General features: G+C 61.5%; 23 protein-coding genes and 1 tRNA gene. 10 read left to right on the top strand and 14 right to left on the bottom strand.

Annotation, left to right across the window (positions count from 1 at the left end):
• Positions 1 to 98 precede the first annotated feature (98 nt).
• The gene (locus tag QEO92_RS05465) at positions 99 to 1,199 is read right to left on the bottom strand and encodes a COX15/CtaA family protein (protein ID WP_227702426.1); all 1,101 of its coding nucleotides are present in this window, start codon (positions 1,197 to 1,199) and stop codon (positions 99 to 101) included.
• Positions 1,200 to 1,348: 149 nt separating this feature from the next.
• On the opposite strand from QEO92_RS05465, the gene QEO92_RS05460 reads away from it, so the two are divergent.
• The gene (locus QEO92_RS05460) at positions 1,349 to 1,561 is read left to right on the top strand and encodes a DUF2842 domain-containing protein (protein ID WP_037150708.1); all 213 of its coding nucleotides are present in this window, start codon (positions 1,349 to 1,351) and stop codon (positions 1,559 to 1,561) included.
• A 104-nt stretch (positions 1,562 to 1,665) separates the two neighbouring features.
• The gene (locus QEO92_RS05455; RefSeq protein ID WP_227702425.1) at positions 1,666 to 2,913 is read left to right on the top strand and encodes a GNAT family N-acetyltransferase; all 1,248 of its coding nucleotides are present in this window, start codon (positions 1,666 to 1,668) and stop codon (positions 2,911 to 2,913) included.
• A 5-nt stretch (positions 2,914 to 2,918) separates the two neighbouring features.
• Here the strand turns inward: QEO92_RS05455 and QEO92_RS05450 are convergent, their stop codons facing one another.
• Complete coding sequence (locus QEO92_RS05450; RefSeq protein WP_227702424.1) at positions 2,919 to 5,153, bottom strand: GumC family protein; 2,235 nt, start codon at positions 5,151 to 5,153, stop codon at positions 2,919 to 2,921.
• Between the two features lie 185 nt (positions 5,154 to 5,338).
• On the opposite strand from QEO92_RS05450, the gene QEO92_RS05445 reads away from it, so the two are divergent.
• The 6 genes from QEO92_RS05445 to QEO92_RS05420 all read left to right on the top strand — a co-directional run bounded on the left by QEO92_RS05445 (position 5,339) and on the right by QEO92_RS05420 (position 10,929).
• Positions 5,339 to 5,914, top strand: coding sequence for a polysaccharide biosynthesis/export family protein (locus tag QEO92_RS05445; protein ID WP_037150702.1), 576 nt, complete (start codon positions 5,339 to 5,341; stop codon positions 5,912 to 5,914).
• Between the two features lie 13 nt (positions 5,915 to 5,927).
• The gene (locus QEO92_RS05440; protein WP_227702423.1) at positions 5,928 to 7,088 is read left to right on the top strand and encodes a glycosyltransferase family 4 protein; all 1,161 of its coding nucleotides are present in this window, start codon (positions 5,928 to 5,930) and stop codon (positions 7,086 to 7,088) included.
• A gap of 78 nt (positions 7,089 to 7,166) precedes the next feature.
• Positions 7,167 to 8,720 (top strand): undecaprenyl-phosphate glucose phosphotransferase, encoded by a 1,554-nt coding sequence (locus tag QEO92_RS05435; RefSeq protein ID WP_037150699.1) that lies wholly within the window; start codon positions 7,167 to 7,169, stop codon positions 8,718 to 8,720.
• Positions 8,717 to 9,973, top strand: a complete 1,257-nt coding sequence (locus tag QEO92_RS05430) for an O-antigen ligase family protein (protein WP_227702422.1) — start codon at positions 8,717 to 8,719, stop codon at positions 9,971 to 9,973. The genes QEO92_RS05435 and QEO92_RS05430 overlap by 4 nt, the downstream gene beginning before the upstream one ends.
• Before the next feature lie 31 nt (positions 9,974 to 10,004).
• Positions 10,005 to 10,301 (top strand): DNA-binding protein, encoded by a 297-nt coding sequence (locus tag QEO92_RS05425; RefSeq protein WP_227702421.1) that lies wholly within the window; start codon positions 10,005 to 10,007, stop codon positions 10,299 to 10,301.
• A gap of 439 nt (positions 10,302 to 10,740) precedes the next feature.
• Complete coding sequence (locus QEO92_RS05420; RefSeq protein WP_227702420.1) at positions 10,741 to 10,929, top strand: hypothetical protein; 189 nt, start codon at positions 10,741 to 10,743, stop codon at positions 10,927 to 10,929.
• A gap of 151 nt (positions 10,930 to 11,080) precedes the next feature.
• Here QEO92_RS05420 and QEO92_RS05415 read toward each other — a convergent pair.
• A tRNA-Pro gene (locus tag QEO92_RS05415) sits at positions 11,081 to 11,157 on the bottom strand.
• A 288-nt stretch (positions 11,158 to 11,445) separates the two neighbouring features.
• Between QEO92_RS05415 and QEO92_RS05410 the strand changes: the two genes are divergently transcribed.
• Positions 11,446 to 12,492: a phytanoyl-CoA dioxygenase family protein gene (locus QEO92_RS05410; RefSeq protein WP_227702419.1), complete on the top strand. Its 1,047-nt coding sequence runs from the start codon at positions 11,446 to 11,448 to the stop codon at positions 12,490 to 12,492.
• A gap of 133 nt (positions 12,493 to 12,625) precedes the next feature.
• Here QEO92_RS05410 and QEO92_RS05405 read toward each other — a convergent pair whose 3' ends face one another.
• The 7 genes from QEO92_RS05405 to QEO92_RS05375 all read right to left on the bottom strand — a co-directional run bounded on the left by QEO92_RS05405 (position 12,626) and on the right by QEO92_RS05375 (position 17,622).
• Complete coding sequence (locus QEO92_RS05405) at positions 12,626 to 13,060, bottom strand: BA14K family protein (RefSeq protein WP_227702418.1); 435 nt, start codon at positions 13,058 to 13,060, stop codon at positions 12,626 to 12,628.
• Between the two features lie 104 nt (positions 13,061 to 13,164).
• Positions 13,165 to 13,701 carry a MerR family transcriptional regulator gene (locus QEO92_RS05400; RefSeq protein WP_037150693.1) on the bottom strand — a complete coding sequence of 179 codons (537 nt, stop codon included), beginning with the start codon at positions 13,699 to 13,701 and terminating at the stop codon, positions 13,165 to 13,167.
• 156 nt (positions 13,702 to 13,857) lie between these two features.
• Entirely contained in the window at positions 13,858 to 14,196 is a 339-nt protein-coding gene (locus tag QEO92_RS05395; protein WP_037150692.1) for an integration host factor subunit alpha, read from the bottom strand.
• Positions 14,197 to 14,315: 119 nt separating this feature from the next.
• On the bottom strand, positions 14,316 to 15,287 hold the full coding sequence (locus tag QEO92_RS05390) for a beta-ketoacyl-ACP synthase III (protein WP_227702417.1): 972 nt from the start codon (positions 15,285 to 15,287) through the stop codon (positions 14,316 to 14,318).
• An 18-nt stretch (positions 15,288 to 15,305) separates the two neighbouring features.
• Positions 15,306 to 16,352: a phosphate acyltransferase PlsX gene (gene plsX / locus QEO92_RS05385; protein WP_037150950.1), complete on the bottom strand. Its 1,047-nt coding sequence runs from the start codon at positions 16,350 to 16,352 to the stop codon at positions 15,306 to 15,308.
• Positions 16,353 to 16,500: 148 nt separating this feature from the next.
• Positions 16,501 to 17,067 carry a YceD family protein gene (locus QEO92_RS05380; protein WP_227702416.1) on the bottom strand — a complete coding sequence of 189 codons (567 nt, stop codon included), beginning with the start codon at positions 17,065 to 17,067 and terminating at the stop codon, positions 16,501 to 16,503.
• A gap of 6 nt (positions 17,068 to 17,073) precedes the next feature.
• On the bottom strand, positions 17,074 to 17,622 hold the full coding sequence (locus QEO92_RS05375; RefSeq protein ID WP_227702415.1) for a ubiquinol-cytochrome C chaperone family protein: 549 nt from the start codon (positions 17,620 to 17,622) through the stop codon (positions 17,074 to 17,076).
• 224 nt (positions 17,623 to 17,846) lie between these two features.
• Between QEO92_RS05375 and QEO92_RS05370 the strand changes: the two genes are divergently transcribed.
• Positions 17,847 to 18,371 (top strand): outer membrane protein assembly factor BamE, encoded by a 525-nt coding sequence (locus QEO92_RS05370; protein WP_227702414.1) that lies wholly within the window; start codon positions 17,847 to 17,849, stop codon positions 18,369 to 18,371.
• Between the two features lie 74 nt (positions 18,372 to 18,445).
• On the opposite strand, the gene QEO92_RS05365 is transcribed toward QEO92_RS05370, so the two are convergent.
• From QEO92_RS05365 to ribH, 4 genes are all read right to left on the bottom strand, one after another.
• Positions 18,446 to 20,587 carry a sodium-translocating pyrophosphatase gene (locus QEO92_RS05365; protein ID WP_037150680.1) on the bottom strand — a complete coding sequence of 714 codons (2,142 nt, stop codon included), beginning with the start codon at positions 20,585 to 20,587 and terminating at the stop codon, positions 18,446 to 18,448.
• A 215-nt stretch (positions 20,588 to 20,802) separates the two neighbouring features.
• Complete coding sequence (locus QEO92_RS05360; protein WP_227702413.1) at positions 20,803 to 22,023, bottom strand: MFS transporter; 1,221 nt, start codon at positions 22,021 to 22,023, stop codon at positions 20,803 to 20,805.
• Positions 22,024 to 22,037: 14 nt separating this feature from the next.
• Positions 22,038 to 22,517 (bottom strand): transcription antitermination factor NusB, encoded by a 480-nt coding sequence (nusB, locus tag QEO92_RS05355; RefSeq protein WP_037150948.1) that lies wholly within the window; start codon positions 22,515 to 22,517, stop codon positions 22,038 to 22,040.
• 4 nt (positions 22,518 to 22,521) lie between these two features.
• On the bottom strand, positions 22,522 to 22,977 hold the full coding sequence (gene ribH / locus QEO92_RS05350; protein WP_037150676.1) for a 6,7-dimethyl-8-ribityllumazine synthase: 456 nt from the start codon (positions 22,975 to 22,977) through the stop codon (positions 22,522 to 22,524).
• Positions 22,978 to 23,134: the final 157 nt, after the last annotated feature.

Raw genomic sequence — 23,134 nt, 5'->3', positions numbered from 1 at the left:
TGTCCTATCCTCTCTGCTTGGCCGCAGCCGTTGAACTCTGCTTCAAGGACGGGCGGATGGAGCGCTTTCCGACAAAGGGCCTGCAAATTTCTTCGACGCTAATTCCGGACTGCGACCGCGGTTTCCGGAGCATATTCGCCGATGAAACCCCGCCAATGGGCAATCGCGAAGCCGAGGACCACCAGCGCGCCGGCCTGGTGCGTCAGCGCCAGGTCAAGCGGCACCTGCATGAGAAGCGTCGCAATGCCAAGCACGGCCTGGAGACAGATCAGGCCGAAGAGCACGACTGCGCGGCGGGCATGTGTCGTGCGAGGCGCGGTCTTCAACATCACCACCATATGCCACAGCGCCAGCGCGAGAAGCGCATAGGCTCCGACGCGATGAACGAACTGCACCGTCTTCGGGTTCTCGAAGAGATTGATCCACCACGGCTGCTGGATGAGGAGATCGCCGGGGACCAACGCCCCGTCCATCAGCGGCCAGGTATTGTAGGAGAAACCCGCGTCGAGGCCGGCGACCAGTGCGCCAAGATAGATCTGGAAAAGGCTCATCGCCGCCAGAAGCACCGCGCCGGCCTTCGCCCGGCCTTCCGGCGCGACATCGTCACTATGCGGAGACAGGCCGCGCATGATCCACACACAGGCGGAGAAGATGAGACAGGCGATCACCAGATGCGTTGCAAGCCGGTACTGCGAGACGCTGACAAGCTTGGTCAATCCTGAAGAGACCATCCACCAGCCGATGAAGCCCTGGAAGCCGCCGAGCGCCAGAACGCCGGTGAGCGGCCAGCGCAACCGCCTTTCGATGCGACCGGTCAACCAGAAGAAAATCAGCGGCACGGCGAAGACGACGCCGATCGAGCGGGCCAGAAAGCGGTGCGCCCATTCCCACCAGAATATCGACTTGAACTCGTCGACCGTCATCTCCTTGTTGACTTCCTGGTATTGCGGGATGCGCTGGTAGAGGCGGAACTCCTCCTCCCATTCCTCGGCCGAAAGCGGCGGGATGACACCGTGGATCGGCTTCCATTCGGTGATGGACAGGCCGGAATCGGTGAGCCGCGTCGCACCTCCGACGAGCACCAGACAGAAGAGCGTGAAGACAACGAAGGCGAGCCAGATGCGCACCGCCTTGCGGTCGCGCTCGCGGCGCTTCGTCTGTTTCAAAACGTCGATGATCACGGCATCGGTCGCCGACATGGGGCACGCTCCTGTCGCTCACGCCAAAGACGCATTCATACGCCTTTTGTTCTTTCGCGTTGCTTTGCCCCATCGACCCGTGCAAAACAAGCCCCGGCGCTTTGCGGCATGCGGTCGCGGACAGGCGGTCGCCATAAAGGAGAAGCATTTTGGTCCCGCGTTTGAGAAGTTTCATCGGCACCATCCTGATCATCATTCTGGTGATCACATATGCGCTTCTCGCCACGACTTTCGCGACGCTGCTCCTCGCCACCTCGCCCTGGTGGGTGCATTTCCTCTATTTCCTGCTCTCCGGCATGCTCTGGGTGCTGCCGGCGATGCTGATCATCAAGTGGATGGCCGGGCCGAAGCCTGGAAAATAACCTTTTTACCGCCGATTAACCAGCAGCAGCGGTTTTGTTGCCTATAAACCGAATCTTGGCGCTCCTTCCCTATCCTGCCTGCAAGAGGCAATAGCGGGCGCGCCATGCAGCAGCGGAAAGTCCAGTACGGGGAGCAGGCCATCGAGACGCCTGGAGAGCGGGCTGGCGACACCGCGATGCGTTTTTCCGAACTGACGCTTGTCATCTCACGCGATCCGCGCTCAGTCGAAGCGGAATGGCGCCGCCTCGAAGGATTTACGAAGAACTCGCTGCATCAGGGTTTCGACTGGTGCCTTGCCTGGACAGAAGCGCACGAAAGCGCGCTTACGATCGTTCAGGGGATTGCCGGCGGACGTGTGGTTTTGATCCTGCCACTCGAAATCGTGCAAGAGAACGGCATTCGGATCGCCCGCTTTCCCGGCGACCGATTCAACAACATCAATACCGGCCTTTTCGATGACGGCCTCGCAGCGCCGAATACGGAGGATCTCCGGAATTTCGCCTTTGCGCTGCGGATCGCCTTGCGGAACGAGGCCGATCTCATCGTTCTCGACAATATCCCGCTCATGTGGCGCGACAGGCAGCACCCGCTGTCCGGACTCGCGACGATCGAGAACCAGAACCATTCCTTCCAGCTTCCGCTCTTTGCGAATTTCGAGGCGACGATCGCGCAGTTGAGCGCCAAGAGCCGCCGCAAGAAGTTTCGCTCTTCAACCCGCAAGCTCGAAGCGATCGGCGGTTATGAACATGTCATCGCCACCGAGCAAAGCGAAAAGCACGCGCTTCTCGACCTCTTCTTTCATCAGAAGGGCGCACGGCTGGCGATGTTCGGCTTGCCGGACGTCTTTTCGGCACCTGTGATCCGCGACTTCTTCCACCGGCTGCTCGATGTGCCGGTTGATGGCTTCGACACACCGCTTGCCCTGCACGCCATCCGTCTGTGTGGCGAGCACGAAGGCCATATTTGCGCGATTGCCGGCCTGTCGCGCAAGGGCGATCATGTCATCTGCCAGTTCGGCTCGATCGACGAAAGCATATGCCCGGAAGCCAGCCCCGGCGAACTTCTGTTCTGGCTGATGATCGAACTGTCCTGCCGGGAGGGTGCTTCGATCTTCGACTTCGGCGTCGGCGACCAGCCCTACAAGCGCAACTGGTGCACACAGGAAACGGTGCAGCACGATATCCTGTTGCCGCTGACATGGAAGGGGACATTCATGCGTCCCCTGCGGGTTGTCGTGACCAGGGCCAAGGCGATGATCAAGCGCAATCCGCATCTTTATGCGATCGTGCAGCGTTGGCGATCCAACCGTTGCCAGAAGGCTCCGGAGTCCCCGATCTCCAGCACGGCATAATTCAATCAGGCGGCGCGGCGGCCGCGGCGCGGCGAATGCCGGTCGCCGGCTTCTGTCATGATCAGCAGATTGCGGTAACCCGCTCCTTCGAAATCCACGACCAGCTTTGCCACGTCCTCGTCCTTGAAACCGGGGACGGAGAGGATGATCTCCGGCGTCTCGTCGCGGGTCAGGCGCGAAATACCGGATATCTCCGCCGGGCCGCATTCGATGAGCACGAGGTCATAGGCATCCGCCAGCGCATCGATGATCATCGTCAGGCGATCCGCGCCGCGCATGGCGCGGTCCGGATCGGAAATGCCGTGCGGGATGATATGGGCGTCGGAGAGCCGGTCCCGATGGATGGCGTCGCCAAAGACGGTTTCGCCGCAGAGCAGATCGGTGATGCCGGGCAGCCTGGGATTGTCCGCCATCAGGCCGGTCGGGCAGGTGGAGCCCGTCATGTCGATCAGGACCACGGTGGAGCCTCGCTCGGACACCTCGCGAGCCAGCATGACGGTTGCGGCCGAGCCCTCGTCACCGGCCGGTGATATGGCGATCGCAACCGGAATGTCGTGGCGCAGGAGGTAGTGAGCGACCGAACCGATCGTGAAGCTTCGTTCCTCGGCTTCGATTGCGTCGCTCCGTTCCTCGACCTCGCGTGCAAGGGCCTCCCCGACCACCTTGGCGCGGACCTTCTCGGCGGTTGTCCTGACGTCCTCCCGCGCTGGCGCGGGCCGATCGAACCGTGCGGCTTCCGCCTGCATCTGGTGGACCGGCAGAGGAGCGGCCGCCACGGGTTCGGCAGGCAGCGGCGCGTCGACCGGCGCGACAACCTCCCCCTCCTCGACCTCGCGCACCCCCGACGGACGGAGTGCGCGGCCGCTGAAGAGCTCGATGACCATGACAATCAGGCAACCGAAGATGAAGGTCGCAAGCGATACGACGATCACAATCGGGATGACCTTCGGGAAATAGGGCTCGGACGGTTCGACGGCGCGCGACACGATACGGGCGTCTGCCGGAGCGGCATTGCCGTCGAGACGGGAGGTCGCCTCGCGATAGCGGGCAAGATAGGTTTCGAGCAACTGACGCTGGGCAGCCGCTTCACGTTCGAGCGCGCGAAGCCCCACTTCCTCCTCGCCGGCCTTGGCGGAATCAGCCTTCAACCCGTTGAGCTGTGCCATGAGCTGGCGTTCGCGCAGCCGCGACACTTCCGCTTCGTTATCGAGGCTTGCAAGAATTTTCTTGGTCTCGGCGTCGATCTGCTGGCGGATGCCGGCGAGCTGGGCCCGCAAGCCTCTCAGCCGCGGATGGCCTTCGAGCAGCGACGTGGACAGGTCAGAGACCTGAGCCTGCAGATTGGCTTCCGCTTCCTTCAGGCGCTGGATGACCTGCGAGCCGACCACATCGGTCAACGTATCGGACGCCCGGCCGGCTTTGAGCGAGGCGCGGACGTTTTCGGCGCGCGCCTCGGCATTCGCCCGTTCCGCCCGCACCCGGGCAAGCTCGGTGGAGATATCGTTGAGCTGCTGGGTCGAGAAACTGTTGGTCTCCGTGGTCTGGAAGAGGCCGTTGGAGGAGCGGTAGTCGGCCACCTTCCCTTCGGCTTCCTTGACCTTCTGCGTCAGGCTGGCGATTTCCGGCTCGAGCCATTTGGCAGTCTCCGAATGGGTATCGAGCTTGGCGCTGCTCTGGATCTGGAGATAGACCTCCGCCATCTTGTTCGGGATGTCGGCCGCGAGCTTCGGATCGTGCGAGGAAAATTCGATCGCGATGACGCGGGAGTTTTCGACCGGATAGACCTGCAGCTTCTCACGGAATTCCTGGATTACCCGATCCTCCGGATCAAGCGTCATCGGATCCTGCTTGAGTCCGATCAGCACCAGGGGATCGGGGAACAGAGATTGCGCAGCCGGATCGAATTCCTCGAGCTCGGCAAGCTTGAGATCGCGAACGACCCGATTGATGAGGTCGGTGGATTGCAGGAGTTGCGCCTGGCTGGTGATGTTGAGCGAGTCGAGGATCGGATCGTTCGCCTGCGGGGTGCCCTCTCCTCCGGTCAGGTTGGGCGACCGGGACTCGATCAGCAGCCGCGTCTCGCCCCGGTAACTCGGTTTCATCAGGCTGGTTCCGACGAGGGCCACGGCGGCAGCGACGATTGTAGCGCCGATGATCCTGGCCTTGCGCTCCCAGACCGCCGAGATGATCCGCCCGAGATCGATATCCACGTCCTGACTGCTGCCGTTTACGCCTGACATCATACGCTCCAACTCATCGATTTCGGCGGATGGTAAAGGATCATGGTAACGCGAGGGTTAATGCTCTTTCAGGGTAGCACCGGCTCCACCATAAAGCGCAAACTTGCAGCCTCTTTACCGGGCATTAACCCTAACGGATCGATAACGGGCGCAATGGTATGAACAGCCGGAGCTCGGAAGCGGAAATGTCCTTCGCTCGCCCCCAACATGTGCTGGCGCTCGCACTTGCCGTGGCCGTGACGGCGATTGCCGGCTGCACGAGCAATGCGCCGGCGCCCAGAAGCTTTCAGGAAGCGACGGTCCAGCCTTACCGGCTCGACAGCGGCGACCGGCTGCGCATCAGCGTTTTCGAACAGCCAAGCCTCAGCAACACCTATACGGTCGACCAGGCCGGTTATATCGCCTTCCCGCTGATCGGTCAGGTGGCGGCACGCGGCCAGACGATGCCGGCACTGGAAGGCGCGATCGCTGCCCGCCTCCGGCAGGGTTACCTGCGCGATCCGGACGTGACGATCGAAGTCGACCGCTATCGGCCCGTCTTCGTGATGGGTGAAGTGGGGCGGCCTGGACAATATTCCTACGTTCCCGGCATGACCGCCCAGAACGCCATCGCGATTGCCGGCGGCTTCACCTCCCGCGGCAACCAGCGCGATGTCGACGTCACCCGCAAGATCAACGACCGGGTGATCACGGGCCGCACGACGGTCACCGCGCCGGTGCTGGCAGGCGATACGATCTATGTCCGTGAGCGGCTCTTCTGACCGGACCATAGATATGGCCGAGCGCGCGCCCTTGAGGATACTCCACTGCTTCCGATCGCCCGTCGGCGGAATCTTCCGCCATGTGCGCGATCTGGTCGAGGAGCATCGGGCCGCAGGCCACGAGGTCGGCATTCTGTGCGACAGCTCGACCGGCGGAGCGCATGAGGACCGGCTTTTCCAAAGCATCGAGCCGCAGCTTTCGCTCGGCCTCACCCGTATTCCGCTGCGCCGTGCGATCGTTCCATCCGACCTCATGGCCATCTACAGAAGTTATAAACATATCAAAAGTTTGAAGCCGGATATCCTGCATGGGCATGGCGCCAAGGGCGGCGCATTGGCCCGGCTGATCGGCTCAACGCTGCGGGTCAACAAGTATCGCGTAGCCCGCCTTTATTCGCCTCACGGAGGCAGCCTGCATTTCGATCGGTCGAGCCTGTCCGGTCGAATCGTGCTCGGCCTCGAACGTTTCCAGGAGCATTTCGGCGATGCCCTCGTCTTTGTCTGCGATTACGAGCGGCGCACCTACGAAGCCAAGGTCGGAAAGCCGCGCACGCTCACCAAAGTCATCTACAACGGCATCAAGGATGCCGAGTTCGAGACGATCGCCGCCGACCCGTCGGCTCCGCATTTCCTCTATATCGGCATGCTGCGCGACCTCAAAGGCCCGGATGTCTTCATCGACGCCTTCGCCCGGACCGAGCGAGCCGTCGGGTACCCACTCCTGGCCCTGATGGTCGGCGATGGGCCGGACCGGGACCGTTACGAGGCGATGATGGCGGAGCGCGGGCTTGGCCGCCGCATCGAGATGAAACCGGCCATGCCGGCGCGGGAGGCTTTTGCTCAGGCGAAGATCGTCGTTGTTCCCTCCCGCGCGGAAGCCATGCCCTATATCGTGCTGGAGGCGCTTGCGGCCGGCAAGGCGGTGATCGCCTCGCGGGTCGGCGGCATTCCGGAAGTGCTCGGCGAGACGAGTGAAGCCCTTGCAGTGCCCGGCAATGCGGAGGATCTCGCCCGCGTCATGACACAAGCGGTCACCACGCCCGGCTGGAAGGATCGCGTCATGCCGAAACCGGAAGCCTTCAAGGCGGTGTTCTCCGCCTCGGTCATGGCCCGGGAGATGCTGGAACTGTATCAAGATCTGTTAGATCCCAACCCTGTTGCAGGACATCGTTAAAGGCTTCCTTCACCTCTTTTTGCTAAGCGGTTCGCATGCCTTCCAACCCGCAGGGGTCGGAGGTCGAAGGGATCGGCCATGAACCAGCCAAGCAAGTCCGAACAGTTCGATATGGAAAGTCTTCGCCGGAAGGCTTCGGAGATACGCAACACCGGCGAAAGCCCTGATCCGGCGGATGTCACTGCGCTCAATCCGTTTGCCCGGCAGATCGCCGAGCAGTTTCGCAACGACAGCACCTCGCCGACCATGCTGATCGGCCAGTTCCGCCTGTTCGAACTCGCGGTGCTGCTGGCGATCGGCCTGCTCGTCGGTGCGTTGATGGCGCCGATCGATACCGGCGATTTTCTTGCCCGCTTCGCCCTCATCACATCGGGGGCGACACTCACGGTCCTGCTGTTGCAGGTTGCCGATACCTATCAGATTCCGTCTCTGCGCGGTGCCAGCCGTACTGCCAGCCGCGTCTTCATCGGCTGGACGCTCGGCTTTCTGGCGACCGCCGCAGCCCTCTATTTCGCAGAGCCTCGCCCCTACTCCATCGCCGCCCTTCTCGTCTGGTTCGTCGCCGGCGCCGGCTTCCTGTTCCTCGAACGCCAGCTCACCGCCTTCGCCATCCGCAACTGGGCCCGAAACGGGGTCATGGAGCGCCGTGCCGTCATCGTCGGCGGCGGCGAGCCTGCCAAGCAGCTCGTGCGCCAGCTCGAGCAGCAGCCCGACAACGACATCCGCATCTGTGGCATCTTCGATGACCGCAACAGCGAACGTTCCCCGACCGTGGTCGCCGGTTATCCGAAGCTCGGCACCTTTGCGGAACTCGTCGAATTCGCACGGCTTGCCCGCATCGACATGCTGATCATCGCGCTTCCCGCCACCGCCGAGCAGCGCATCCTGCAGCTTCTGCGCAAACTCTGGGTGCTGCCGGTCGACATCCGCCTCGCCGCGCACGCCAACCGCCTGCGTTTCCGTCCGCGCTCCTATTCGCATGTCGGCGCCGTGCCGATGTTCGACCTTTTCGACAAGCCGATCCGCGATTGGGATTCGGTTGCCAAGCGTGTCTTCGACATCGCCTTTTCGCTGATCGCGATCGTGCTCTTCTGGCCGATCATGCTTGCCGCGGCGATCGCCGTGAAGACCACGTCCAAGGGGCCGATCCTCTTTCGCCAGAAGCGCCACGGCTTCAACAACGAGGTGATCGAGGTGCTGAAATTCCGCTCCATGTACACCGACATGAGCGACCAGACCGCGATCAGGGCCGTCACCAAAGGCGATCCGCGCGTGACACCGGTCGGCCGCTTCCTGCGCAAATCCTCGATCGATGAGCTGCCGCAGCTCTTCAACGTGCTCCGCGGCGAGCTTTCCCTCGTCGGCCCGCGCCCGCATGCGGTGAGTGCGCAAACGGGAACGCGCAAATATGTCGACGTGGTCGAGAGCTATTTCGCCCGCCACCGCGTCAAGCCCGGCGTCACCGGCTGGGCGCAGATCAACGGGCTTCGCGGCGAACTCGACAGCGACGAAAAGATCCGCGCCCGCACGGCTTATGATCTCGACTATATCGAGAACTGGTCGCTGCTCTTCGACCTGAAGATCCTGTTCCTCACGCCGGTCCGGCTGCTCAACACGGACAACGCCTATTGAGCGCACTCTCCCATGATCACCAGGTGCATTTCGACAGCCGGCTTGCGGCCCTGAAGCTCGCCGGTTCCGGCATGCTCGCCTTCGGCGTCTTCCTGTCCGGCTTCGTGATCTCGGAACCCGCGCCTTACGAACTGATCATGGTGATCCAGATCGCCATCTGGTTCCTGCTGGGCCTTGCGATATCCCGTACGGTCGCGCCGCTTCTGGTCATGCTGCTCATCTTCAACCTGAGCGGCCTCACCACCATGTTCGTCATGAAGGACATGAGCGGGGCGCCGATGTATTTCGCCGTCTCGACTTTCCTGGCGTTGAGTTCGGTCTTCTATGCCGCGATGATCGAAAGCGATCACCGGCGGCTCGACCTGATCTTCAAGGCATGGGTGGCGGCGGCGATCATCACGGCGACGCTCGGTATTGCCGGTTACTTCAACGTCTTTCCGGGCGCGCATGTCTTCACCCGCTACAACCGCGCCATGGGCGCGTTCCAGGACCCGAACGTCTTCGGCCCCTATCTGGTCGCCCCCCTCCTCTACCTGCTCTACCGCCTGCTGACGGGACCGCTTTTGAAGGCGCCGCTGCTGATCCTCGGCATATTGATCCTGGCGCTCGGCATCTTCCTGTCCTTCTCGCGCGCCGCCTGGGGCCTGCTCGTCTTTGCGGGCGTCGCGCTCGTCGTCGTCATGCTGCTGAAAGAGCGGACGACCGCCTTCCGCTTCAAGATCCTGGCGATCTCGGTGGGGGCTGCGGTCTTCCTCGTACTGGCGCTTGCGATCGCGCTGCAATTTCCGCAGGTCTCCGATCTCTTCACGAACCGCGCGAGATTGGTGCAGGAATACGACGGCGCACGTCTCGGACGCTTCGAACGCCACAAGATCGGCTTCCTGATGGCGATGGAACGGCCGCTCGGGCTGGGACCGATGGCGTTCGGCAAGATATTCGGCGAAGACGAGCACAATATCTGGCTGAAGACGCTGACGACCTATGGCTGGCTCGGCGCGATCACCTATCAGGTCATGATCTGGTCGACGCTGTGGTTCGGCTTCCGCTACATGCTGCGCGAACGCCCCTGGCAGCCCTACCTGATGATCGCCTGGGTGATGATCCTCGGCCATGCGATCATCGGCAACGTCATCGACACCGACCACTGGCGGCATTTCTACCTGCTGCTCGGCATCGTCTGGGGCTGCGCCGCACTCGAACATCGCCACACTCTTTCCCGTCGGCCTGCCTCGCCTGCCACAGCCCGGACTTGACTTCCGGCCTCTTCGCGCCAAATCTGTTCCCATGCTGATCGCCTCTCAATTGCGCGCCGCGCGTGCCATGACGGGAATGACGGTGGAGGACCTTTCCGCCGCTTCCGGTCTTTCCAAAACCGCCATCGAGGAAGCCGAAGCCGCCCAGGTCTTCGCCGATGCGGGGGTAACCGAACGGCTGCGCACCATCTTCGAATCGAGAGGCATCCTTTTCCTCGGCGCCGGCGAGGGCGACGATCCCGGCGCGGGACCAGGTGTCCGGCTGCGCCAGCAGTTCCATGACGAAGGCATCCGACCGCAGAACCTCAATGCCGCCAACGACGGCTAGAGCGGGATGCCGAAAGGTGTGAGCGGTTTTCGGGTAATATCCCGCTAACCTTTTGATGTAGACCAGGATTCAGATTTCAGGCAGATCGGGCTTAAAAATCATCCTGATCTGGAGAGAAGGCCGGCTGCGCCTCAAGATCTCCCTGGTCTTCATGCGTGTTTCACCGATCCGGACGGTGAAAGGCGCCGCGCATGACCTGCCCCGACGATTGCCATCTCGTCATCGTCGGTTTGATCCTGATCATTGTCGGCTTCGGTTTCCACGTTTATCGGGAAAGCACCTGATTGCGTCCAGACGATCTTCGTGAGGGCAGTATCAAAGTCTAAGGGACCCGAGGGCCAATTAGCATGTACATTTTTAACAATAAAAGCGCAGAATTCCGGGAACAAAGATTCATTCATGAACATTGAGGTCTGAATAAGCAAAAGAGGGGAAGGCCATGACGACAAACATCAACATCGGCGAAGTTGAGAACAAGGGTTTGAAGAAAGTCTGGAGCGTCGCTGAGTTCGCCAAGCGCTATCGCCTAGACAGGCGGGAGGAAGCCCGTCTCCTGAAGCTTCTCGGCCCCTTCGCATCCCAGCAGGAACTTCTGATGAACGCCAGCCGGGCACCGCGCTTCCGCTGAGTGCCGGCGTCCACAATCTTGCATGATAAGCAGATTCGACCCTCGTTTCCCGAAGTCCTGAACAGGTCGCTTTTCGGTCTTGTCCCCGCGCCACCCCTCTGCCGGGCAGACACAGGAACAACGATTATGACGGGGAATTCAAAGAGTTAAATGGTCGGGGCGGCGGGATTTGAACCCACGACCCCTTGACCCCCAGTCAAGTGCGCTACCGGGCTGCGCTACGCCCCGACCAGCTCTATGAGCAGGATTTCCCTAGTCTTTCGGGCTTGCGGATGCAAGCCCTTATTTTCGGTCACGGAGAACAAATCGGTACAAAAGTCCCACGTGGGACTTTGGAGGCGGAAAGCCGGATGTTCTTCCTCCACCCCGAGGGAGGAAGCGGCTTGCGACGAGGGCCGGTATCGAAGCCTCAACAAGCCCCGTCCGGAAAGTGCTTCGCCGTGACCGTTGACAGGGCCGTGCGAGTTTCTATCCTGTTACTCTCTCCGGTTTCATTGGCATGAGAAGGAAGAACGAGTGGCGAGAAGCGGCCTTTTACGTTTATTGAAGACGATCGTCCTGTCACCCCTCTACACGCTGCAGATTTTTTCCACCGCAAAGAGTTTCCGGAAGAATCCCATTCTTGGCAATGAACGGCTGAACCGGCGCGGATTGCATATCTGGCGTGTGAAGCTGGCCGCGAAAATCGCCGCGTCACGGCGCCGGAAATTGCAGCATCTCGTTCCGGAAGAAGAACGCAACTTTTTTGCCGAAAACGGTTACATTGAACGCCGCAACCTCCTTCCCGAAGCGGCGTTCCGGAAACTCGTTGCCGAGATCGATGCGCTGGAAGCGCCGGCGCTTGAAATGAAGGAGGGGGCTGCCGTCACGCGCCGCATGCCGCTGTGGCCGGGCATTCTCGGCGATTCCCCGACGATAAGGGCTCTCTTGGACGATAGCAGCTGGTTGAATGCCGTTCGCTATGTCGGTGGCTTCAATAGCGAACCCCTCGTCTCGGTCCAAACGATTTTCGGCACGCCTTCCGTTCATCTCGACAAGAAGGATCCGCAGACCAATTTGCATATGGATACATTTCATCCGACGGTGAAAGCCTGGTATTTCCTCCATGACGTGCCCGAGGACGAAGGGCCTTTCACCTATGTCGCGGGATCGCATAAACTTACCAGGCGCCGGCTTGCCTGGCAGAAACGCATGAGCATCAGCGCCGCCCGCGCGAAGTCCGGCGGAGCGTTCAGGATTTCCCGATCCATGCTGAAGCGATTGCATCTGCCGCCGCCGACCGCATTTGCAGTTCCGGCAAATACGCTGATTATCGGCGACACATTCGGATTTCACGCTCGCGGATATTCCGCCCGCCCTTCCATAAGAGTGGAAATCTATACCTCGCAGCGATTGAACCCGTTTCTTCCCTTCGTCGGCCCCGATCTTGCCCGGCTGCCCTTTGTTCGCGGGTGCAAGCAAACCCTCGCCTGGCATGTCGAAAACCTGGCGACGCGGCTTGGCCTCTATCGCTCACCGATGCGCCTGATCGGCAAGGTTCGCCCCCGCCAGCCTCGCACATAGAACCGCTGATCGCCGGCTCCACCGACTGCCGGTGCAAGGGAAAAATCCACCGAATGCACACGACGCCTGCAAAGCCGCTCCGCAAACGGGAACCCGCCCCGCCTTCGGCGACGGAGCGGAGCTTTCCGTGATCTCAGTAATACGGCGAGATGCACCGGCGGCGTGGGCCGTGATAGGGCTGGAACGTATTGTCATAAGCCCTGTACGACCGGTAGCGGGCATAGCACCAGCGCGTATGGGCGCTTGCGCCTCTGTAGTACCGGCGCGGCGGCGCATAGCGTGGCTGTGCCAGCGCACCGCCGATGATCGCACCCAAAGCTAGACCACCGATGATCGCGCCGGCATCCGGACCGTGACGATGATGACGGCGGTAGTAGCGGTCGCGGTAATAGCGGTCGCGGTAATATCGGCGGTCCCGGCGATCGCGATGTCGCCAGTATTGCACCTGTTCTGCGGCCTGCGGCGCCTCGATCTTAGGCGCGCTCACCGACGGAAAGGCCTGAGCCGGCGCGACACCTGTGAAAGCCGTGATCAGGGACAAGCCGATGATGGCAAGTTTCTTCTTCATGATTTACCTCCTCTGATCCTTCCTATTGAAGAAAATATTCCTCCTTTTCGCCTGAACCAGAGGTGAATGGTAAATTCATCGTTATATGCGCAAAGATTAGTGCTCTACCTGACCTGATCGAGCAGGCGCTTGCATTCCAGAAGATCGAACAGCGCCTCCTGCAGGAGCGCGCGATCCTCCTTGCCGACGCTCGACTTGCCGACCGAGACTTCCGGCACATCGTCGTCATGGGAAGAGCCGAAGCCGAAAAACCGGCCGCTCGGCTTGACCTTGGGACGCCCGACGATCTGATCTTCTTCGGTCGTGCTGACCTTCGGCTCGACATGCTTCTCGGTATTTGCCGCCATGAGCGCTTCCATGGTGGCAAGGTCGCCGGAAGCAATCGCCGCAACGAACTTGTTGCCGTTCGTCTTCAGAAGCTTCTGAACGCCCTTGATCGTATAACCATGGTCATAGAGCAAATGGCGGATGCCCTTTAACAGATCCACGTCTTCGGGACGGTAGTAGCGCCGTCCGCCGCCACGCTTCATCGGCCTGATCTGCGGAAAGCGCGTCTCCCAGAAACGCAGCACATGCTGGGGCAGATCGAGATCGTCTGCGACCTCGCTGATCGTACGAAAGGCGTCCGGGCTCTTGTCCAAGTGTCACTCTCCCAACAGCGAACTGCCGATTCTCCCCGCCGATAGGCATCCAGCCTCCGAGACATTCAATGATTATGCGGCGAATCGAACATATCTCAACGGTTTAAGCCGCGAGATTCAAGTATGTTCACAAGATTGGAGAAGACTGCAGCCGCGTCAGGCGACCGGGCTTGCCGGCTTCTGCTTCGCCTTGCGCGCCGTATGCGCCTTCAGAATGCGCTGCTTGAGAACGTTGGAAGCCTTGAAAGTCATGACCCTACGCGGCGAGATCGGCACTTCCTCGCCGGTTTTCGGATTGCGACCGATCCGCTCGTTCTTGGACCGCACCTGGAATGTTGCGAAGGAGGAAAGCTTGACGACCTCGCCCCGGATGATCGCGTTGCAAATCTCATCGATGACCGTCTCGACAAGCTCGGCCGATTCCGTCCGCGAAAGCCCGACCTTGCGGAATACCGATTCTGCAAGGTCCGCTCGTGTCACTGTCTTGCCGGCCATGATCCCCGCCCAATTCTCGATATTGATCTTTTCGAAGCCGATAGAGAGTATTTTGCTTGGGCGCGAGGGTCAAGCACCTGTGCTCAATCACTTATTTGGTTTGACCGGACGGTATCGCCTTACCAGCGGACGAGCAGCGCACCCCAGGTGAAGCCACCCCCCATCGCTTCCAGCATGACCAGATCGCCTTTCTTGATGCGCCCGTCGGAAGCCGCGACCGAGAGCGCCAACGGAATCGAGGCAGCAGACGTGTTGCCGTGCAGGTCGACCGTCACGACCACTTTTTCGAGCGGAATGCCGAGTTTCTTGGCCGAGCCGTCGATGATGCGACGGTTGGCCTGATGCGGAACCAGCCAGTCGAGATCTTCCGCAGTCGTACCGGTCGCGGCAAACGCAGCTTCGATCACGTCGGTGATCATGCCGACGGCATGTTTGAAGACCTCGCGGCCCTCCATCCGCAGATGGCCGACGGTGCCGGTCGAGGAAGGCCCGCCATCCACGTAGAGCTTCTCCTTGTGCGTGCCGTCGGAGCGCAGATGCGCGGTCAGTATGCCGCGGTCGGAGATCGTGCCCTTGCCTTCCTGCGCTTCCAGAACGAGCGCGCCGGCGCCGTCGCCGAAGAGCACGCAGGTGGTCCGGTCCTTCCAGTCAAGGATGCGGGAGAAGGTTTCCGCGCCGATGACGAGCACGCGCTTCGCCATGCCGCCACGGATGTACAGATCGGCGGTCGCCATCGCATAGACGAAGCCGGAACAGACAGCCTGCATGTCGAAGGCATAGCCGTGGGTCATGCCGAGCCGCCTCTGGATGTCGACGGCCGTCGCCGGAAAAGTATTATCGGGCGTCGAGGTCGCGACCAGCACAAGATCGATGTCGTCCGGCGTCAGGCCGGCATTGTCAAGCGCCGCGCGCGCCGCCTCCGCGCCAAGCGAAGCCGTGGTCTCCCCCTCGCCCGCGATGTAGCGCTGGCGAATGCCGGTCCGCTGGACGATCCATTCATCGGAGGTCTCGACGACACCTTCCAACTCTTTGTTGGTCATTACCCGCTTTGGGAGCGCTGCTCCGTAACCGCGAACCACTGAACGGATCATTTACACTACATCCTGTCGTCATGCCGCTTCGGGACCAGCCGGCGGCTGGCGACGGGCATGATAAAAATTCAAATCCTGCGCGATCTTTTCATTGAGATCATTGCGCGCCATGTCGTAGCCGACGTCGATCGCCGCAGCGAAACCCTCCGCATCCGTACCGCCATGGCTCTTGATGACGATACCGTTCAGCCCAAGGAAAACACCGCCATTGACCTTGCGCGGGTCCATCTTCTCGCGCAACCGGTCGAAGGCGCCCTTGGCAAACAGGTAACCGATCCTGGCGAAGACGGTACGGGACATCGCCTCGCGTAAAAGCGTAGCGATCTGCCGCGCGGTGCCTTCTGCCGCCTTCAGCGCGATATTGCCGGTGAACCCTTCGGTCACCACAACGTCGACGGTGCCCTTGCCGATGTCGTCGCCTTCCACGAAACCGTGATAGGCGATCGTCGGCAGGTTGGCTTCACGGATCAGGCGGCCCGCCTCCCTGACCTCTTCCTGACCCTTCACTTCCTCGACGCCGACATTGAGAAGCCCGACGGTCGGCCGTTCCACTTCGAAGAGCGCGCGAGCCATGGCGCCGCCCATCAACGAGAAATCGAGAAGCTGCTGGGCATCGGCGCCGATCGTCGCACCGATGTCGAGCACGATGCTTTCCCCCTTCAGCGTCGGCCAGATGCCTGCGATCGCCGGCCGTTCGATATTGGCCATGGTGCGCAAACAGAATTTCGCCATCGCCATCAGCGCGCCGGTATTGCCGGCCGAGACGACGACATCCGCCTCGCCGAGCTTGACGGCTTCGATCGACCGCCACATGGTCGAGACATAGCGGCCGCGGCGCAAAGCCGCGCTTGGCTTCTCCTCCATGCTGACGGCCAACTCGCAGTCATGGAAGACCGACCTGTCCCGAAGCTTCGGATATTTCGCCAGCCACGGCTCGCATTGGGCTTTCAGGCCATAGATGAGGAAAGTCACATCCGGATGGCGCTCCAATGCCTTGGCGGCACCGGGGATGACGACCTCGGGACCAAAATCACCACCCATGGCGTCGAGAGAAATTCTGATCACGCGTCCCTGATCCTTAATCTTCGCCGAGCGCATCACCCGATCATGGAGCCATGCGCCAGTTTATCGTCTCCAGCGACCCCGCTCATGCGCGGCCCTGCCGGCGAATTCGTGGCCAAAATATAGTTTTTGTTGCCGCTTACAACCGCCCTCAGTCCTTTTTCCAATCTTTCAGGACTGCGAAGGGGTTGGGTCGTGCCGGCGTCTCATCCGCATCGTCTTCCAGGTGATCGGCAAACTCGATACCGGGCTTGCGCGGATAGGGATCGATGGCAAGTGCTGCAAATTCCGCAACCACTGCGCCGGCATCGATCGTATCACCGGAAAAGGTCTCCGGAAGATCCGGCCCTTCCGGATCAAGCACCATCTCGGCGGCATTGCTGGTGACGATCCGTGCAAGTTTCGAGCCTTCCGGCACGAAGATCTGTTCCAAATCCTCGTCGATCTTCGAACTGACGGGCTCAAGCGTCACTACGCAGGCCTGGACGATATCCGCTGTGACCCGCCCTTTGAGGCGCACGCCATCCTTCTTCCAGCGGGCGACCTGGAGGTCTGCCTTCAGCGAATTGACTGCAAGAACCTGCCAAAGGCTAGCCAGTTCCCCCAGCTCGCGCGCATTCGCCTCGATATGCACCGTCACGGGATTGGCGGAGATGTGCCCGACTTTCACGGGATAGGAAAAGGGAGGCTTGTCGCCTCCGCCGTATTTGTTCTTCATGGAACCTCACTTTCCCGCCAAAGGCTCCGGCGGCGGCAGAACGACCTGCCCGCGGGAAATCTCGTCTTCGGACACTCCGGCAAGTGTCACTTCGGCCGCAATCATCCACTCCGCCAACCCACGCATCGCGGGCGCATCTTCTCTCTCCGGATAGATATTGCGCCGGAGCGCTGCCGCAAGTGCCCCGCCATCCCTCTCTTCCAGGGCTGCGGCATAAGTCTCCAGGCGCCCGTAGAACATGCCTGCCAGTTTCTTCATCCGCTTCGGCACGCTCTGGTCGCCGATGCCGAGTTCCCGGATCGAATGGTCGATATCCTGGAAGAAGGCATCAACGATCTCCTGGGCGAGTTCCTGGCCGCTGGCGTCGGATTTCGCCGTGCGGCGAAAGAACAGGATCATCACGATCGAGAGCATTTCGAAACGCCCCATCACCGTGTCGGGCACGTCGAGATCGCTATAAAAGAAAGGAACGCGCGCGGCAGACGTCAAGGCCGCGTATTGCCGGTCGACGATCGACTGATTGCGATTCTTCTTCTTGAAAAGGCCGAAGATCATCCGAATTCCTGTTCCTTGCTTCCGCGAATGACCCAGAGCGACGCCCGGCCATGTTGCATGGAAACGAAAGCTGGTTTACCGAAGCAGGCACGAATTGCAATGCCGTTCCGCCGGATCAGCGAACGGGGCGATGATCTTTGTGCCCGAATATCGGGAGCAAGATCAATCCTATGTCCCCGAATAGCCACAATGGTATGAGCAGCAAGGGCGCGTTGAGTTGGGGAATGCGGTTGAACAAGCGGGTTTTCGGGTACGAGATGACATTCTTGAATAAGACCGCGATGGCGATGGTCGTCGCATCCATCACCGTCTCGGGTTGCACGTCCATGCAAATCGGCGACACCATGTATAACGGCTATGTTATCGACCAGCAGTCGCTGAACCTCATTCCAGTCGGATCGAGTCGCGAACAGGTGCTGCTCACCATGGGCACCCCGTCGACGACGGCGACCTTCGACAGCGAGGTCTTCTATTACATCTCGCAGAAGCGCACGCGGGCGGCCGCCTTCATGAAGCCTCGGCTCGTCGAGCAGACGGTGCTGGCGATCTATTTCGACAAGGACGGCGTCGTCGCCCGCCGCGCCAACTACACGCTGCAGGATGGCAAGGTGTTCGACACGATCTCGCGCACGACGCCGACCGGCGGCCGCGACCTCACCTTCCTGCAGCAGCTCCTGTCCGGTGGCACCGGCGCCGCCAGCGGCGGTGCGGCCGCAGCCCGCAGCATCTTCCAGAATCTCGGAAACTGATTAAAGCCGACTGCGAATGGGAAGGCCCGCGGAGATCGCTCCCCGCGGGCCTTTTCCGTTTCAGGCAGAAGATATCAACCAGCGAGAATCGCAAGCAGCAGCAGCGCCACGATATTGGTGATCTTGATCGCCGGGTTGACAGCCGGGCCGGCCGTGTCCTTGTAGGGATCGCCGACGGTGTCGCCGGTGACGGAGGCCTTGTGCGCATCCGAGCCCTTGAAGTGCTTGACGCCGTCCTTGTCGGTAAAGCCGTCCTCGAAGCTTTTCTTGGCATTGTCCCAGGCGCCGCCGCCCGACGTCATGGAGATCGCCACGAAAAGGCCGTTGACGATGACGCCCAGCAGCGATGCACCGAGTGCTGCGAAGGCCGAGGCCTTGTCGCCGCCGGAGATCAGCAGAACGCCGAAATAGACGACGATCGGCGCCAGAACCGGAAGCATCGACGGCACGATCATCTCGCGGATCGCCGCCTTGGTCAGCATGTCGACCGCACGGCCGTAATCCGGCTTTTCCGTGCCTTCCATGATACCGGGCTTCTCACGGAACTGGCGGCGGACTTCCTCGACCACCGCACCACCCGCCTTGCCGACGGCGGTCATGGCGATGCCACCGAAGAGGTAGGGGATCAGGCCGCCGAAGATCAGGCCAGCGACAACATAGGGGTTGGACAGGCTGAAGGAGATTTCACCGATGCCGCTGAAATAGGGATATTCGGCAGGGTTGGCGGCGAAATACTGCAGGTCGTTGGAATAGGCGGCGAAGAGAACCAGCGCGCCCAGGCCCGCCGAACCGATCGCATAACCCTTGGTGACGGCCTTGGTCGTGTTGCCGACCGCGTCGAGCGCGTCGGTCGACTTGCGCACTTCCGGCGGCAGGTGGGCCATTTCGGCGATGCCGCCGGCATTGTCGGTGACCGGACCGAAGGCGTCGAGCGCGACGATCATGCCGGCAAGGCCGAGCATGGTGGTCACCGCGATCGCCGTGCCGAACAGGCCGCCGAACTGGTATGTGGCGATAATACCGCCGACGATGACGATCGCCGGGAGGGCGGTCGATTCGAGCGATACGGCCAGGCCCTGAATGACATTGGTGCCGTGGCCGGTCACCGAGGCCTGCGCGATCGAGTTCACCGGCCGCTTGTTGGTGCCGGTGTAATATTCGGTGATCACCACGATCAGCGCCGTCACCACGAGGCCGAGCAGGCCGCAGATGAACAGATTCGTGCCGGTGATTTCCATACCCGCGATCGTGCCGATCGTTCCCCAGCCAATGGTGAGCGATGTGGCCGCACCGAGACCGAGGATCGACAACAGGCCGGTGACGATCAGACCTTTGTAGAGCGCCCCCATGATCGAGCCGTTGGAGCCGAGCTTCACGAAGAACGTGCCGATGATCGAGGTGACGATGCAGGCCCCGCAGATCGCCAGCGGATAGACCATGACGGTTTCGAGGATCGGCGCACCGGCAAAGAAGATCGCCGCAAGGACCATCGTGGCGACGACGGTCACCGCATAGGTCTCGAAGAGGTCGGCAGCCATGCCGGCGCAATCGCCGACATTGTCGCCGACGTTGTCGGCGATCGTTGCCGGATTGCGCGGATCGTCTTCCGGAATGCCGGCTTCGACCTTGCCGACGAGATCGCCGCCGACGTCCGCGCCCTTGGTGAAGATGCCGCCGCCGAGACGGGCGAAGATCGAGATCAGCGAGGCACCGAAGCCGAGCGCCACGAGCGCGTCGATCACTTCACGAGAGCCGCTCGGGTGACCGAGGACGGAGGTCAGGATTAGGTAGTAGATCGAAACGCCGAGGAGAGCGAGGCCCGCCACCAGCATGCCGGTGATCGCGCCCGACTTGAAAGCGATATCGAGGCCGGCGGCAAGGCTCTGCGAGGAGGCCTGGGCCGTGCGCACGTTGGCGCGGACCGATACATGCATGCCGATAAAGCCGGCAGCGCCCGAAAGCACAGCGCCGATGATGAAGCCGATCGCCGCCGAGCCGGACAGGAGCAGCCAGGCCAGGATGGCCACCACGACGCCGACCATGGCGATGGTCATGTACTGGCGCGTCAGATAGGCCTGCGCACCTTCACGGATATAGCCGGCGATCTCCTGCATGCGCTGATTGCCCTGATCGGCAGCCAGCACCGAGCGCGTCGCCCAGATGGCATAAATGATCGACAGCAGGCCGCAGACGATCACACCCCAAATTACGGTCATTCGCTTTCCCTCTCCCTAAGCGCCGGACGGTCAAATCCCTCCGGCCATGCACCCCGCGGCGCGGCACCTTTCCCGAAGATGCCAGAAGCACCGCAATATTCCATGCGCATTTCCGCGCAGGCGACCGCCTCCCCTCCCCGGGAGTTCGGGTTCGCTCACGCGGAGGCGAGATTGCGGTGGAGAAGAACCGGCGTCAAGCCCGAAAGGGCAAGACTTCAAGCAGATTTGGTGGAACGCGACTTGGCCATCAGCGCCAGGATGAGGACGAGGCAGAGGATCGTCACCGGCCAGATGATGAGGTTCATGAACGACCAGCCATAAGCGGTGAAGACCTTGCCGGAGGAGAACGACGAGAGGGCCACCGTGGTGAACAGGATGATGTCGTGGAAACCCTGCACCTTGTCGGCCTCGTGCGGGCGGTAGCTGGAGGCGACGATCGCGGTCGAGCCGATGAAGCCGAAGTTCCAGCCGATGCCGAGCAGCACCAGCGCACCCCAGAAGTTCCAGAGTTCGATGCCCATATGGGCGACGACCGCGCAGCCCATGAGGATGAGAAGGCCTGCGGCGACGATTTTCTCCACGCCGAAGCGGGAGATCAGCATGCCGGTGAAGAAGCTCGGCGCGAACATGGCGAGCACATGCCACTGGATGCCGAGAGTCGCCATTTCCGACGGGAAACCGCAGCCGATCACCATGGCGAGCGGCGCGCCGGTCATCATGAAGGTCATCAACGCATAGGAGCCGATGCCGCAGACCATGCCGGTGATGAAGCGCTGCGTCAGCACGATCTCGCGCAGCGGTCGTACGGGCCCCGCCGAAGCGGTGCCGACAGCCTCCGGCAGTTTCAGCGGCGAAAGCATGGCGATGGCCAGCAAGCAGAGCGGAATGATCGCCATGAAGGCACCGGCAAACAGAACCGGCTCGAACAGATCCTGGGTCCAGATCGCAAGTTGCGGGCCGAGCACCGCAGAGACGACGCCGGCCGCCAGAATCCAGGAAATCGCCTTCGGCTTGTAGAAGGACGGCGAGGCATCGGCGGCGGCGAAGCGGATTTTCTGGGTGAAGCCGTTGCAGAGGCCGATCAGCAAGAGGCCCAGCGCGAAGAGCCAGAAATTCGCCTGGAAGAGCGCGATTGCCGCAACGGCTGCGCCGAATGCACCCAGAAGTGCGCCCAGCATGAAGCTCGACTTGCGGCCGAGGAAACGCGAGGAGACGGCGATCGCGACGGCGCCCGCCGCCATGCCGACATTGAAGCCGGTCAGCGGCGCCGTCGAAAGCGATTTGTCGTCACCGAGAAGCTGATAACCCGCGAGCCCGCCGAGCGCAAAGACCATGGGCGGACCCGAACCCAGGATCGCCTGGGTGGCGGCAAGGAGCGCGACGCTGCGCCGGGCCGTCTGCAACTGCTTCTGAAGACCGTCCACCGTTGCGTCCATAGGTCCCTGCCCGGCTATTTCTTCGCTTCGCCGCGCGCCTGCTTGGCGATACGGTCAAGAACGGCGTTGACGATGCGCGGCTCGTCCTCTTCGAAGAAGGCACGGGCGATTTCGACATATTCGGTGACGATGACGGCTACCGGCACGTCCTTGCGCTCGAGAATCTCGAACGTACCCGCCCTAAGGATGGCGCGCAGCGTCGAATCGAGGCGCGAGAGCGGCCAGTCTTCCTGCAGCGAGGCACGGATCAGCGGGTCAATCTTCGTCTGGTCGCGTACAACGCCGGAGACGATGGAGCGGAACCAGGAGGCATCCGCCTTCAGGTAGGTCTCGCCGTCCAGTTCCTGGCCGAGGCGATGGGCCTCGTATTCCGCCACGACCTCCAGCACGCCAGTGCCGCCTATATCCATCTGATAAAGTGCCTGCACGGCGGCAAGACGGGCGGCGCCTCGCTGATTGGCCTGCTTGACCGGCTGTTCGCCTTCCTTTGTCATGAAATCAACCACCATAAAGTTTTTCTCGCAGCGCGATCATGGAAAGCGCTGCCCGGGCAGCAAAGCCGCCCTTGTCCTTGTCCGAACGGCGCGCACGCGCCCAGGCCTGTTCCTCGTTCTCGCAGGTCAGGATGCCGTTGCCGATCGCCAGTGATTCGGAGACGGCAAGATCCATCAGCGCGCGCGCGGATTCGTTCGAGACGATGTCGAAATGATAGGTCTCGCCGCGGATCACCATGCCGAGCGCAACGAAACCGTCGTAATTCCTGCCCCCTTCCTCGGCTGCATCCAGCGCCATCGCGATCGCCGGCGGAACCTCCAGGGCACCCGGAACCGTCACGACGTCATAGGTCGCTCCCGCTTCCTTGAGCGCATGAGTCGCACCGTCGAGCAGCGCATCGGACATGTCGTCGTAAAAGCGCGCCTCGACGATCAGCATGTGGGGCTTGGTATCGGACATGGGTTTTTCCTGCGGAAATTGGCGGGATTTGCATCTTTCCCGATTGCGGCGGTCAAATCATGGCGCGGGCGGATTGGCAAGTGTTTTTAGAGCCGCAGCCCTGCAGCGCCGGCACAGCAGATCTGCCTACGCGCGGAAGCCGGCGTAGTTCGCAATC

Origin of the sequence: Neorhizobium petrolearium, from assembly GCF_029854435.1 — a bacterium.
GTDB lineage: Bacteria > Pseudomonadota > Alphaproteobacteria > Rhizobiales > Rhizobiaceae > Neorhizobium > Neorhizobium petrolearium.
Note: the sequence above shows the minus strand (reverse complement) of the source record. Positions and strands in the feature narration are given on the sequence as shown.

Coding starts and splice junctions, on each gene's coding strand:
- QEO92_RS05465 (WP_227702426.1), bottom strand. CDS start 1,199: ATGTCGGCGACCGATGCCGTGATCATCGACGTTTTGAAACAGACGAAG.
- QEO92_RS05455 (WP_227702425.1), top strand. CDS start 1,666: ATGCAGCAGCGGAAAGTCCAGTACGGGGAGCAGGCCATCGAGACGCCT.
- QEO92_RS05450 (WP_227702424.1), bottom strand. CDS start 5,153: ATGTCAGGCGTAAACGGCAGCAGTCAGGACGTGGATATCGATCTCGGG.
- QEO92_RS05445 (WP_037150702.1), top strand. CDS start 5,339: ATGTCCTTCGCTCGCCCCCAACATGTGCTGGCGCTCGCACTTGCCGTG.
- QEO92_RS05440 (WP_227702423.1), top strand. CDS start 5,928: ATGGCCGAGCGCGCGCCCTTGAGGATACTCCACTGCTTCCGATCGCCC.
- QEO92_RS05435 (WP_037150699.1), top strand. CDS start 7,167: ATGAACCAGCCAAGCAAGTCCGAACAGTTCGATATGGAAAGTCTTCGC.
- QEO92_RS05425 (WP_227702421.1), top strand. CDS start 10,005: ATGCTGATCGCCTCTCAATTGCGCGCCGCGCGTGCCATGACGGGAATG.
- QEO92_RS05420 (WP_227702420.1), top strand. CDS start 10,741: ATGACGACAAACATCAACATCGGCGAAGTTGAGAACAAGGGTTTGAAG.
- QEO92_RS05405 (WP_227702418.1), bottom strand. CDS start 13,060: ATGAAGAAGAAACTTGCCATCATCGGCTTGTCCCTGATCACGGCTTTC.
- QEO92_RS05395 (WP_037150692.1), bottom strand. CDS start 14,196: ATGGCCGGCAAGACAGTGACACGAGCGGACCTTGCAGAATCGGTATTC.
- QEO92_RS05390 (WP_227702417.1), bottom strand. CDS start 15,287: ATGATCCGTTCAGTGGTTCGCGGTTACGGAGCAGCGCTCCCAAAGCGG.
- QEO92_RS05380 (WP_227702416.1), bottom strand. CDS start 17,067: ATGAAGAACAAATACGGCGGAGGCGACAAGCCTCCCTTTTCCTATCCC.
- QEO92_RS05375 (WP_227702415.1), bottom strand. CDS start 17,622: ATGATCTTCGGCCTTTTCAAGAAGAAGAATCGCAATCAGTCGATCGTC.
- QEO92_RS05370 (WP_227702414.1), top strand. CDS start 17,847: ATGCGGTTGAACAAGCGGGTTTTCGGGTACGAGATGACATTCTTGAAT.
- QEO92_RS05365 (WP_037150680.1), bottom strand. CDS start 20,587: ATGACCGTAATTTGGGGTGTGATCGTCTGCGGCCTGCTGTCGATCATT.
- QEO92_RS05360 (WP_227702413.1), bottom strand. CDS start 22,023: ATGGACGCAACGGTGGACGGTCTTCAGAAGCAGTTGCAGACGGCCCGG.
- nusB (WP_037150948.1), bottom strand. CDS start 22,517: ATGACAAAGGAAGGCGAACAGCCGGTCAAGCAGGCCAATCAGCGAGGC.
- ribH (WP_037150676.1), bottom strand. CDS start 22,977: ATGTCCGATACCAAGCCCCACATGCTGATCGTCGAGGCGCGCTTTTAC.